Raw genomic sequence first — 11,774 nt, forward strand, 5'->3', positions numbered from 1 at the left:
TTCAAGAGCTTGTCTCCGTGCCGGCGGCTGCCGGTTCTCCGATGTCCGTCGGGCCTTCCACGGCGTCGATCTCGCCGAGAGGCACCACGCTGTCACCGGCCAGCCAGCAGCGCTGGCCCAGGCCGATCACGACTCCGTCGCGGTCCTGCCAGTCCGTGCGGCGGCCGAGCAGGCACGCCTCGTCGTCCGTTGCGGTCGGGTAGATGATCGGTATGTAGACACGGCCGCTGAAGCCGTCACGAAGCGTGAGTTGGGCGGGCCGCCAGGCAGCCTCGAGCGGTCGTCGTCGAGGCACGAGATTCAGCGAGGCGACATCCGCCACGTCGACCCACAGGTATTGGCCCTGGGTGGTCATGACGTCGAGAATCCCGGCCATCCGGTCATCGAGCTCGCGGACGTCGGTGACCGGGGTACCGTCGACGATCGCCCGCCAGGGCACGCGTTCCATCTCCAGCCCGTGGTAACGTTCCGCGCTGTCCGCCTCGTCTTCGCGCCACGCGAGCAGTGCCTCCAGCAGGCCGCGGATTCGCTGCGTCGCAGGGCCCGTCAGCTCCGGGGTGGCACCGTGCTCGAAGACATCAGCGCGTGCGCGGGCGGCGTGAAGGAGGCCGCGCCAGGCGGCAATCTCCTCGTGTCGGTCCGGGCTGAAGTCGGCGAGAGTGGCCAGTTGCCGGTCTGCCCGCTCGAATTCACCCCGGAGGCACAACAGTTCCGCCAGAAGACTGCGTGCGGACGTGTCGGCGGGATCGCCCCGCAGGGTGGCCGTTGCCGCGTCAATGGCTTCTGCCAGGCGACCTGCGCGAAAGTGGTCCAGGCTCGTTGTCATATCGTGTCGTCCCTCGCTTGGCGTTACTCCGGTGCCGGGTTAGGCCCCACCGCGATCTCGGTAACCAGTCGGATGGTCGAAACCAGCTGATCGAGCTGAAAGTGCGGTTTGAGGTGAACCACGCAGCTGAAGTGGCCCGGCTCGCCCGGGCGCTCCGCGACCTCCACCCGGCTCGCGGCCAGCGGATAGCGCGCCTTGAGCGAGGCGGAGGCGCTCTCGTTCGAGGTGGTGTACTGGTGCAGCCAGTCTTGCAGCAGCTGCTGGAGCTCCTCCGCGGTAGCGAAACGGCCCACCTTGTCCCGACCGATTATCTTGATGTAATGACCGAATCGGGATACACACAGCACGTACTGAAGCATTGAGGATAACCGGGCGTTCAGGCGCGCGAGTTCGGATCCCTCGGCCGGTGGTTCATGCAGTGAGCTGTTGCTGAAAAACACGGAGCGCTGTGCCGTGTGGTAGCTGCACAGCGGAATCAGGCCGGCGTCGCTGAGCTCGCGCTCGGTAAAGTCGTCGAACATGACTTCGGTGGCGAACCGCGGGGCCAACTGCTCACGGTCCACTGCCAATGGGAGGTACTCAAGATCCGGCACGACACCGCCTTCGCCGAATTCGTGCGGACCGCCCCGGAGGTCGGCAAACCAGCCAGTGTTGGCGAATGCCCTGAGAATGACGCCGCCGAGCGCGTAGCATGCGCTGCCCCAGAGGTAATGCTCCGGATTTGCGTTAGTGTTCTCCCGGTATTGCACGCCCTCGTGCCGGCTGCCGTCATCGAGATAGGGCGCGCGCATTAGTACGCGCGGAACGGTCAAGGCGAGAAAGCGGGCATGAGTGTCGCGTCGCAGGCTTGTCCATTTGTGGTATTCGGTCTGGCGGAATAACGCGTCCAGCCCCAAGGGCTGGCTGGCCTCGCGGAAGCTGTCCAGCCCCAGCAGTGTGCTGCTGGCGTTGGCGATGAACGGGCAAAGCGCGGCCATGGCGATCCGCGCCATCTCCTGAAGAACCTCCGTGTCGGGAACCGGAACCCCGGGCGTAGTGCGGTGGGCGACCTGGTAGTCACCCAGCATCACGCCAAAGGGCTCGCCACCCGGCGTGTCGAACTCCTCGCTGTAGATCTTGCGGAACAGCTGGCTCTGATCGAATTCCAGCGCCCGGGTGACGTCTTTTGCGAGCTCGGCCCACGAGACGTTCAGCACGCGGATCTTGATCGATACCTCTTCATCGTGGGCCGCCTCCACCGCAGCCAGGTAATAGAGCCCGCGCCAGGACGCTTCCAGTGCCTGAAAGCGGGGATGGTGGAGGATGGCGTCGAGTTGCGCGTTGATCCGCCGATCGATATTGATGACGGCACGTTCGATTGCCACCTGGGTCCGGTGGTCTCGGTCCGGAGCCGAATCCGCGCAACGGCGCTCGCGACCGGGGGCCTCGGGACCAGCACGGTTCCCCCCGTCGACCTCCTGGACGCGCCGCGCCGGCGGTGCGGTCTCCACGCGCTCTTCGTTGGTTGAGCCAGTGCTCGCGACTCGGTGCAATCCAGCAAATCCTTTTGCGTCGCGTGGCCGCATAGGTCGGGCGGCCACTGTTGACGATCCATTGGTTCAAGCGAGGCACGCTGATGGCATGCTCGCGTTGGACGCGGGCCTTCCATCATCCCGCGGGCCAGGCCGCCCACGAGCGGGCCGCTACGCCTCTGTCCCAGAACCCTTGGAGCGACGCCCGGGCGCCGCCCCAGGCAGCTTCCCGGCACGAGCGGCGCGCCGGAAGGCTGCTGTACCGGGCGCGCTTAGCCACCGGTATCCGGGATCCGCGCTACCATGCGCAGGGACGTGGTGAGCTCCTCGAGTTGCAACCACGGCCGCAACCAGGCCACGGCGTTATAGGACCCGGGGCGCCCCGGCACCGGCTGCACCGTGATCTGGGCCTCCCGCAGCGGGTACTTGGCCCGCATGTCCTGGCCGCCTCCCTCACTGGCGTTGACGTAGTTGTTGATCCAGCGGTTCAACCAGTTCTCCATGTCCTCGGCTTCCATGAAGCTGCCGATCTTGTCCCGCGCCATGACCTTGAGGTAGTGGGCGATGCGGGAGGTGGCCATGATGTAGGGCAGTCTGGCGGAGATGGCCGCGTTCTCGGTGGCATCCGGTTGATCGAACACCTGGGGCTTCTGGGCGGTCTGGGCGCCGAAGAAAACCGCATAGTCGGTGTTCTTGTAATGGGATAGCGGCATGAACCCGAGGCTGCTCAGCTCCGCCTCCCGCCGGTCCGTGATGGCGATCTCCGTCGGGCACTTCATGTCGATGTCGCCATCATCGGTCGTGGTCAGGTGGACGGGAAGGTTTTCGACCCGGCCGCCGCCCTCGGCCCCGCGGATCGCGGTGCACCAGCCGTATTCATCGAAGGCGTTGGTCAGGCGGGTGCCCAGGACGTACGCCGCGTTCATCCAGGTGTACTCGCTGGATGCGGGGCGGGAACTGTCCATCTCCTCGTAGTCGAACGCCTCGACCGGCTTGGTGTCGGCGCCATAGGGCAGGCGCGAGAGCACGCGCGGCAGCGTCAGGGTGACGAAACGGGAATCCTCGGACTCGCGGAAGGAGCGCCATTTCAGGTATTCCGTGGAGTCGAAGATTTTGGACAGATCCCGCGGCTGGGAAAGTTCCTCCCACGACTGGAATCCGAACAGGCCAGGTTCGGCGGCGGTCAGGAACGGACAGAATGCCGCCGCCGCCACATTGGACATGTTGGTGAGGAACTCGACGTCCTCCGGGTGATTGCTGAACTGATAGTCCCCGATGAGCGCTCCGTAGGGCTCGCCGCCGGGGGATCCGAATTCGCCCTCGTAGATCTTCTTGAACATCTGGCTCTGGTCGAATTCCACTGCCTTGGCCAGGTCTTTGGCGACTTCCTTTTTGCCCGCGTTGAAGACCTTGAGCCTTAGGCCGCTGCTGGTGTTGGTGTTCATCACCAGGTAGTGCAGGCCGCGCCACGAGCCCTCAAGCTGCTGGAAGCGGTCGTGGTGCATGATCTCGCGCAGCTGGCGGCTTATCGCGTCGTCGATTGCAGCGATGGCCTTGCGGAACGTCACCGTGAGGTTTTTGTTCCAGGTGACAGTCCCCTCCATCGCCTGCTCGGTCAGAACGCGCAGCAACTCCTGCGCTTCCTCGGTTTCCGTTTGCTTGGTTGCCTGGACGGCCTGATCAAGAAGGCTCATGGCCTCCGCTTCGTCCGCCCGGTTCTCCTCGCGTGCGCTGGTTGCGTCACTCATCGTTCTTCTCCTCGCTTCCCGCTGTGCCGTCGTTGCTGACGCCGACGGCCTCGGCGAGCTCGCTGAGATCGGCGTCGTTGGTCAGTACCCGCTCGATGATTGCCTCAAGCTCCTCGGAGCGGTCGGCCTTCGTCGATAGGTCGCGGAGCTTGTTGCGGGTTTCCATGAGGCGGCGCAACGGCTCGACCTGTTGGACGACGGCCGCCGGTTCAAAGTCCTCCATAGAGTTGAAGCTCAGCTCGACCGCCATCTCGCTATCGCCGTCGCCGTCGAGTTTGTTGTCGACCTTCAGGTTGAGCCCGGGGTTCATGCTTGCGAGGACTTGATCGAAGTTATCCCGGTCGATCTGCACGAAGCGTCGGTCCTTGAGCGGCTTCAGGGGCGTGGTCGGGTCGCCGGAGAAATCGCCCATCACGCCGACCACGAAAGGCAGTTCCTTCTCGACGACGGCGCCGTTGGTCTCCACCTCGTAGCTGATGTGGACACGGGGCTTGCGGACTTTGTTGAGCTTGTCGTGAATACTCGTTCTCATGGGTCTGCCCCCCCTATTGGGTCCTGGTCTGCAGAGCTAGTCCTCACGGGATGGAATCCCGGTGAGCGTTCGGTAATTCGAGCGGGCGCCCTCATCGGGGATGAGTTCCTGGATGAGCTCCGGGAGCGACAGGTCACTCCACCGCACGACCTGCTCGATGCTGTAGGAGATCGGCGAGTGCGGTTCCGTTCGGCGGAAAAAGCGTGCGATCTCCCGAAGCTGCTGGAGCGCGGCCTCCCGATCAGTGATGTGGCCGCCGGCCCACGTCGCGGCATGGGTCGACGAATCGCCATCAGCCGTCTCGTCCGGTGTCCCGTCAGCAGATGTCGTCGACGCCGGCGGGGATTCGTCCGCCAGGCGCTCACCGGCGAGATAGTTCATGGTGCGCAGGCACCCGTCGAGCGTGCTTTCCAGTCTTGACGTCGGCTGTGGATTGTCCGGAACGTACGCGTCCAGGGCGGCGCGGTAGCGATTGAATTCGGCGATCGCTGCCTGGATATCCGTGCGCTTGCCGCGCAGGAAATCCGTGTCCGTCTGGGCTACTGCCTCGTCCACGGCCTCCGGTGTGACGTATCCGCGCTGACTGCGGGTTTCTCGCTTACTCGTGTCGGACAGGCGCGCGAGCTCGAAGGCCTGCTCACATTCCCAGGTACAGAAGGGACCCGGATCGTTGCCCTGGGTTAGCGGTAGGGACTTCAGGGGCGTGATCAATGCTCCCTCCGTCCCGAGTCCGTTGAGTCCGGCGAGTGCCGCGAGCTGTGTGGCTACGCCCTCGGCGTCGGGGGGCGGATAGAGCGCCTCGCTGTAGGTCTCGATGAGGCGGGCGGCGACGTGAAACCCGAGTGCCGCCCCGGCGAACCCGTGCAAGCGGGTCAGGGCCTCGATGAGCCAGGCCGCGAGCTCTGCGTCCTTGCTCTGGCCGCGGAGCACCGGCGGTATGCCGTCGGCCAGGGGTTGCCAGTCCCGTGGCCGGAGGTGGTCCGTGTTCCCCTCGGTGATCGCCTCGCGCTCGCGGTTGCGGTTGGCCGTGCGGACATCGCGCAAGCGGTAGTATTCATGGACGAGCGTCTCGTCCTCGCGCAGGTCGCGCCCGGCGGGTGCTTGTTCGCTTATCGGCTCCAGGATCGCCTCCACCGTTTCGGGCAAGCCGGTGCGCTCGACAAGCTCCTCGGCGTCGATGATGGGCTCACTGGACATCAGCGACCCTCCGGAAATGATGAATTGATGGCGAGATGGGTGCTCGCTGCGAGGCCTGGCGGTCCGGCCTGGTTGGCGGTGGCCAGCCCGAACAGGGCCGCAGTGGCAAGCACCAGCGTGAGCACGATCAGCGGGGCGAGGTAGCGGGCACCGACGAAAGTACGCCAGAAGCGCTCGACGCTCGCCGGGCGGCGCTCTGCTTTAAACGCCAATGCCCGGCGGAGTACCCGCCACTGGCAATGACCCACGGCGGGCGGTCGCCGTGCCGTGTGCCCCTCGGCTCGGGCGCGTCGGGCATCGATCCCGGCGAACGGGTGATAGCCGGCCAGCTGCTCATACAGCAGGCACGCCAGGGAGTAGACATCGTCGGCCGGGCGAGCGGGCTCGTCGCCAAGGGTCTGGGGGCTGGCATACGCTGGCGAGAAACCGTGAAACGGGGGTGCGGCGATGTCGTCGGCGGACGCGGTGGAACGGGCCGTCGCCAGATCGATCAGGCACAAGCGGCCGTCGCGGCCGAGGAGGACATTGCCGGGTTTGATGTCCGAGTGCACCAGCCCGGCTGCGTGGAGGCTTCCGATGGCGGCCGCGAGTTGACGGCCGATGGCCATGCATGCGCTGTATGGCAGCCCGCGACCGCCGGCGCGATCAAGCCGCTCCCGGAGAGACTCGCCCCGGATCAGTTCCTGGGTCAGGAAGAACCGGCCATGGTGCTGATGCAGGTCGAAGATGCTGATTACGCCGCTGTGCCGAATGCGGCGCGATACGGCTACCTCGCGGAATATGAGATCGGTTCCGCAGTCGGCTTCGACGACTCGGCGCGGGACCTTGATGACCACCGAGGGGTCGTTGAGACCCGCTGAGGCCGCGTACTGGTCCCAGGCTCGATATAAGCAGCTCGTGCCGCCCACTGCGAGCAGGGAGCACAGGCGGAAACGGCCCGCGATGAGCGCGCCCACGGCAAACGGGAGCTTCTCCGAGCGCGTCAGGGACGATGAGCTTCGTTTGTCATTCCGTGACTTCAGCGGCACAACGGCCGCGCTATCCCTAGCTTCCATGCTAAGCCCGCGTTTTTGATGTACGACGGATGGCCGAATCCTTGGCACGACCCACTCGCCTTGCTGGCATGCCCGAGCGAACCGCGCCTCTCGACTTTGTTAGTCAAACTAGCTTATCCTCGCGTTGTCAAGGACTTTTTCCGGTCCCTTTGCTGGCGGTGCCGTGCTGTCGGCAGATCCCGTGGGGTTCTCGGGGCGGGGCCGGAGTGGGATGAGCGGAGGCATAGGGATATGCGCCTGCGACTGGATCTCCAGGGCGATGACGACGGCAAAGGCCACCGTCCGTATCACCTCGTCGAGAACGTAGCCGTCGTCGGGCGTGCGCCGGCCTGCGACTGGCAGCTGGATTGCGGCGAGCGCCTGGTTTCCCGCCGCCACGCATTTTTCAGCCGCGAGGGCGACCACTTCGTTGTATACGACGCCAGTGCCAATGGCGTTTACGTGAACGACGCGCCCGAGCCTCTCGGTGAAGGGCAGCGGGCGGCGCTGAGCCAGGGCGATCGGCTGCAGATCGGTCCCTATACGCTTGCTGTCACCCTGCTCGATGCGCCCGGCGAGGCGGGTGCACCACAGACCGGCAGCATGTCGGACGTCCCTGAGGCGCCCGGGCCAGGGATGGATGCAGCCCCGGACGTACCAGCGGCGCCGCTGCAGGGTCCGGCTGGCGATACTGCTGCCCGCACGACGCATGTCGCCGCAAGCCGGAATTTGGGCCTCGGAGGGACACGGGACGCATTCCAGCCGCCTTCCGTGACCATCCCGGAGGACTGGGATCTCGAGGTCGCTGGTAGCCTTGATCAGAATGCGGAGGGCGGGCTGCCTTCGCTCGGCCAACAGCTGGAGACCCTGGAACCGGAAGTCGCTCGCGGCTTGATCGAGGGGTTGGGCCACGGTGCGGAGGACATCCAATCCCTTGAGTTGAGTCGACAGCAGGCTTACGCGCTGGGGGCGAGCATGCGCGAGACGCTGGCGTGCCTGATGGCAGTGCGTCGGGAACTCGACGATCTCGAGCAGCGATTACCCACACGCGCCGATCGCTCGCTGCCCGGCAGCAGCGTTCGTCGTGACGCGGATCATGCGATCCGGCGTCTGGTGGCCGGCGATGATGACCAGGCACGGGAAGAACTGTCGCGGATCCAGGCCGTGACGGCCGATCTGCCGGGTCGGCCGAAGCGGATCGTGGCGGTGCTGAATAATGTCGCGTCGGGCGTCGTGCGGCTGTTCGAGCCTCGCCGCTTTGAGCAGCGGGCGAAACGCGCCGTCGAAACCGATGCCGGCACGGGGCTGCGTTCGCTCTGGTGCCGGTTGACGCTCCGGCTGGCCCCAAGCAGCCACTATTGGCGTGAGTTTCGATCATGGCATGCCGAGCGGGGCGATAGGCCCGAGGGCGTCGTCCAGTCCCTGTTTGAAAAGCGTCTCAAGAAGGTTAAGCTCGGACACCAGGATCAAGGCGGAGGAGCGCGGAAGGATACCGCGAGCTCCGATCCGCATTGAGCGGCGCTCGACCCAAATGAGCGCGTAAGGAAGACCTCCGGCCAACACGGATGTAGGCAATGGCATACCGCATTATCATTGTCGTCTTGCTGAGTTTGCTGGCGAGTTCCTGCGGTCTCAACCGTTACGTGGACACGCCGACAGACGACCTCACCCTCGTTGCCTCCGAGGACGTCAACCCCGACGTCGATGGCCGGCCGTCGCCCGTGGTGGTCCGGGTCTATCAGCTCACCGATCGCAATACGTTCGATACGCTGGATTTCCGGGATGCCTTCGGCAATGCCGAGAGCCTGCTTGGTCGAGAGCTCAAGGGGGCCGCGGAGTTCACGTTGCGCCCCGGCGAGTCGCTTGAGCACACCACCGAGCTGGCGGGTGATGCCAGCCACATGGCGGTGGTGGCGGGTTATCGCGCGATCGATGCAGCTCGCTGGAAGCTGGTCTATTCGGTCAGTCCCAACTGGTATTCCGACCATCGGGTCACATTGACTGCCGATGGCCTGATCCTTGGCGAGCCGGATGGCGAAGCACACGAGGTGGATTGATCGCCGTTGCACAAGGGATGACACGGATGCTCCTAGGAACGCCGAATGATTGACAAGAAGATCGCCTGGCTTGAGGGCCAATACCTGTTTCCGCAGCACTTTCAGCAGCAGGAGCGCTATCTCGAGAGCCGCATGGAGGCCCGGGCGGGCGCGATCCGCCCGTATGTCTGGGGGGTCTACGAGCTGAGTATCGATCAGGGCGCGCTGGCTGAGGGCAAACTGGCTCTGACCCGGGCCAGCGGCCTAATGAGCGACGGTACGCCGTTCGATCTGCCCGGTTCCGCTCCGCTGCCCGCTCCTCTGGACGTACCTGCGGGGACCAAGGAGTTGTCCGCGTTCCTCGCGGTGTCCCGGTATCAGCCCGGCGCCCGATTTGTGGATACCGGACAAGAGGGCCGGCAGCCCGATACCGTCGCCCGATATCACCTCTCCATCGACGAGGTGTTCGACTACTCCGGTGAGGGCGGCAAGGCCGAGCCGGTAGAGACCGCGACGCTGAATGCGTCGCTGGCGCTGGAGAGCTCCGATCTCGGTGGCTACTGCGTGCTGCCGGTGGCGCGCATACGCGAGGTCACGCAGGAGGGCGCGGTCGTCCTCGAGTCGCGCTTCATCCCTCCGTCGCTGGATGTGGCGCAGCAGCGGGACCTCAAGGGATATCTCGGCGATGCGCTGGGCATGCTTCAGCAACGCGGCGAGGCCCTGGCGGCACGCTTCAACGAAAGCGGCCGTTCCGGGGGCGGGTCCTCGGCCATCGCCGATTTCCTGCTCCTGCAGCTGATCAATCGCTACGAAACGCGCCTGCGCCACTATCAGTCGGTTCGCCAGCTCCATCCCGAGCAGCTGTACACCGAGCTGGCGGGGCTGACCGGAGAGTTGGCCACCTTCACGACCCGGACCAAGCGGCCGCCGGATTTGGTGCCGTATCAGCACGAGGGGCTCTATGCCTGCTTTCGCGGGTTGATGGACAGCCTCGAGCAGGAGCTCAGCACGGTGCTCGAGCAGACAGCCATCGCGCTGACCGTCGAGGAGCGCGACTACGGGATCCGCGTTGCCCGGCTCAGCGACCGGAGTCTGGCCCGTGAGGCCCACTTCGTTCTCGCCGCACGCGCTGACGCGCCCACCGAGACAGTGCGCGAGAAGCTGCCGACGCTGATCAAGGTTGGCACCGTGGATACGATCCGCGATCTGGTAAACAACCAGCTGCCCGGCATTCCCGTTAATGCGTTGCCGGTGGCCCCGCGAGAGATCCCGTATCACGCCGGCTCCGTCTACTTCGAGCTCGACGGCAGTTCACCGCACTGGGAGGAGCTCAAGCAATCGGCGGGATTCGCGATCCATGTGGCCGAGGATATTCCGGACCTGAAACTGGAACTGTGGGCCATCCGGCAGTAGTCGCGGCGCTGGCGCCGGCCGGCAGGAGCACACGAACGAGACACAGGCTATGGACGGCGACAGGACTGTCATCAAGCCCCGCCCGGGTGGCAAGCGATCCACACCGAGCCAGGGTGACGAGACCGTAGTGCGGCCACGGCCCGGCGGCAGCGCTCCGCCGGCCATGCCGGCGGGTGACGGCGACGCCACGAAGATCCAGCGACGCCGCTCGCCCGCGCGCGACCGCCTGGAACTTCGCCAGGTCCCGCGCCTCCGGCGGGAGACGGTTGCGGAAGCCGCGGCCTCGCTGCTCACCTTGGCCGGCGAGATCGGCCAGATGCAGGGCCAAGTGGATACGGCCGCGCTCCACCGCCAGGCGGTTCAGCACGTGCGGGATTTCGAGGCCCGTGCCCGCGCTGGCGGGGTCGACGAGACAACAGTCGACAAATCCCGTTACGTCCTGTGCTCCCTGCTCGACGAGCTGGTGCTCAACTCGCCCTGGGGCGAGCACAGTGACTGGAGCCAGAAGAGCCTGCTGCGCACGTTCCACGGTGAGACCTACGGCGGCGAGCGCGTCTTCCACATGGTCGACCAGGCGATGGCGACGGTGCGCAAGGACCACGAGTTCCTCCATATCGCCTATCTGGCGCTGTCACTGGGCTTCCTGGGCAAGTACCGGCTGGAGGCCGGCGGGCGCCAGGAGGTTGAGCGCTTCCGCGGCGAGCTCTACCGCGAGCTCCACAATCAGCGGGACCGGCGGAAGGAAGCCCTGTCGCCCTCGGCGAAGCCGGTTGCGGCAACCCGTCAGCGGCTGCAGAGCTTCCTCCCCGTCTGGGCGCTTATGGCGGTTCTTGCGGTTGCGGCGTGTGGTATCTACGGCAACTGGCTGATCGAGCTCAACCAGGCCAGCGACGGCGTCCGTGCTGAGCTCGCTGCCATCGTTCCACAACCCGCCCAGGAGGAGCCTGTTTCGGCGGATCGCGTGCCGCCGACGGTCGTGGAACTGCGCGAACTGCTTGCGCCCGAGATCGAGCGAGGCGTGGTGGCGGTCGAGGCGTTTCCGAATCGAGTACGCGTCGTGCTGCGGGCGGGTGAGCTGTTCGACTCCGGGGACGCCGCGGTGGATCCGGCACTGCATCCGGTGCTGGACAAGATCGCCAGAGCGCTGGAGATCGTACCCGGTCGGATCACCGTTGCCGGACATACCGACGACCGCGCCATCCGGACGCCGCGCTATCCGTCCAATTGGCATCTGTCGCTGGCGCGGGCGACCAATGTCGCCGAGTACATGGATCAAGCCGCCAATCTCCAGGGACGCCTCGTTCCAGAGGGGCGCGGCGCCACCGAACCGGTGGCGGACAACGCCACCGCTGAGGGCCGGGCGCAGAACCGGCGTGTGACTCTCAGCGTCTCGCTCGGCGGTGCCGAACGCGACTAGAACATGGAAGACGCTTACCCCGCGGCAGCCGGGCCGGCGCGCAGGCGGGGCAAACGCAGA

At 65.7% G+C, this 11,774-nt stretch carries 10 protein-coding genes; 4 read left to right on the plus strand and 6 right to left on the minus strand.

The genetic code is table 11. The annotated features are described in order from the left end of the window. Position 1: 1 nt before the first annotated feature. From QWY84_RS18390 to QWY84_RS18415, 6 genes are all read right to left on the minus strand, one after another. Complete coding sequence (locus QWY84_RS18390; RefSeq protein WP_290204413.1) at positions 2-826, minus strand: type VI secretion system accessory protein TagJ; 825 nt, start codon at positions 824-826, stop codon at positions 2-4. A 23-nt stretch (positions 827-849) separates the two neighbouring features. Beyond that, positions 850-2,391 carry a type VI secretion system contractile sheath large subunit gene (gene tssC, locus QWY84_RS18395; RefSeq protein ID WP_290204415.1) on the minus strand — a complete coding sequence of 514 codons (1,542 nt, stop codon included), beginning with the start codon at positions 2,389-2,391 and terminating at the stop codon, positions 850-852. A 218-nt stretch (positions 2,392-2,609) separates the two neighbouring features. Then, a complete protein-coding gene (gene tssC, locus QWY84_RS18400) occupies positions 2,610-4,085 on the minus strand; it encodes a type VI secretion system contractile sheath large subunit (protein WP_290204417.1) in 1,476 nt (491 codons plus the stop codon). Continuing rightward, positions 4,078-4,617: a type VI secretion system contractile sheath small subunit gene (gene tssB / locus QWY84_RS18405; RefSeq protein WP_290204418.1), complete on the minus strand. Its 540-nt coding sequence runs from the start codon at positions 4,615-4,617 to the stop codon at positions 4,078-4,080. Before tssB ends, tssC (QWY84_RS18400) begins: the two co-directional genes overlap by 8 nt. Positions 4,618-4,653: 36 nt before the next feature. After that, positions 4,654-5,814, minus strand: a complete 1,161-nt coding sequence (gene tssA / locus QWY84_RS18410) for a type VI secretion system protein TssA (RefSeq protein WP_290204419.1) — start codon at positions 5,812-5,814, stop codon at positions 4,654-4,656. Then, entirely contained in the window at positions 5,814-6,770 is a 957-nt protein-coding gene (locus QWY84_RS18415) for a serine/threonine-protein kinase (protein WP_290204420.1), read from the minus strand. The genes tssA and QWY84_RS18415 overlap by 1 nt, the downstream gene beginning before the upstream one ends. A gap of 330 nt (positions 6,771-7,100) precedes the next feature. Here QWY84_RS18415 and QWY84_RS18420 point away from each other — a divergent pair, with 330 nt between their 5' ends. The 4 genes from QWY84_RS18420 to tssL all read left to right on the plus strand — a co-directional run bounded on the left by QWY84_RS18420 (position 7,101) and on the right by tssL (position 11,714). Beyond that, positions 7,101-8,363: a type VI secretion system-associated FHA domain protein gene (locus QWY84_RS18420; protein WP_290204422.1), complete on the plus strand. Its 1,263-nt coding sequence runs from the start codon at positions 7,101-7,103 to the stop codon at positions 8,361-8,363. 59 nt (positions 8,364-8,422) lie between these two features. Continuing rightward, positions 8,423-8,905, plus strand: a complete 483-nt coding sequence (gene tssJ / locus QWY84_RS18425; RefSeq protein WP_290204424.1) for a type VI secretion system lipoprotein TssJ — start codon at positions 8,423-8,425, stop codon at positions 8,903-8,905. Between the two features lie 45 nt (positions 8,906-8,950). Next, positions 8,951-10,297, plus strand: a complete 1,347-nt coding sequence (tssK, locus tag QWY84_RS18430; protein WP_290204426.1) for a type VI secretion system baseplate subunit TssK — start codon at positions 8,951-8,953, stop codon at positions 10,295-10,297. A 127-nt stretch (positions 10,298-10,424) separates the two neighbouring features. After that, positions 10,425-11,714: a type VI secretion system protein TssL, long form gene (gene tssL / locus QWY84_RS18435; protein WP_290204429.1), complete on the plus strand. Its 1,290-nt coding sequence runs from the start codon at positions 10,425-10,427 to the stop codon at positions 11,712-11,714. Positions 11,715-11,774: the final 60 nt, after the last annotated feature.

Origin of the sequence: Aquisalimonas lutea (assembly GCF_030409225.1) — a bacterium.
Classification (GTDB): Bacteria; Pseudomonadota; Gammaproteobacteria; order Nitrococcales; family Aquisalimonadaceae; genus Aquisalimonas; species Aquisalimonas lutea.

Bases quoted from the DNA above. Each gene is read 5' to 3' on its own strand.
- tssB (WP_290204418.1), bottom strand. From the start codon at position 4,617: ATGAGAACGAGTATTCACGACAAGCTCAACAAAGTCCGCAAGCCCCGT.
- tssK (WP_290204426.1), top strand. From the start codon at position 8,951: ATGATTGACAAGAAGATCGCCTGGCTTGAGGGCCAATACCTGTTTCCG.
- QWY84_RS18420 (WP_290204422.1), top strand. From the start codon at position 7,101: ATGCGCCTGCGACTGGATCTCCAGGGCGATGACGACGGCAAAGGCCAC.
- tssC (WP_290204415.1), bottom strand. From the start codon at position 2,391: ATGCGGCCACGCGACGCAAAAGGATTTGCTGGATTGCACCGAGTCGCG.
- tssA (WP_290204419.1), bottom strand. From the start codon at position 5,814: ATGTCCAGTGAGCCCATCATCGACGCCGAGGAGCTTGTCGAGCGCACC.
- tssJ (WP_290204424.1), top strand. From the start codon at position 8,423: ATGGCATACCGCATTATCATTGTCGTCTTGCTGAGTTTGCTGGCGAGT.
- tssC (WP_290204417.1), bottom strand. From the start codon at position 4,085: ATGAGTGACGCAACCAGCGCACGCGAGGAGAACCGGGCGGACGAAGCG.
- QWY84_RS18390 (WP_290204413.1), bottom strand. From the start codon at position 826: ATGACAACGAGCCTGGACCACTTTCGCGCAGGTCGCCTGGCAGAAGCC.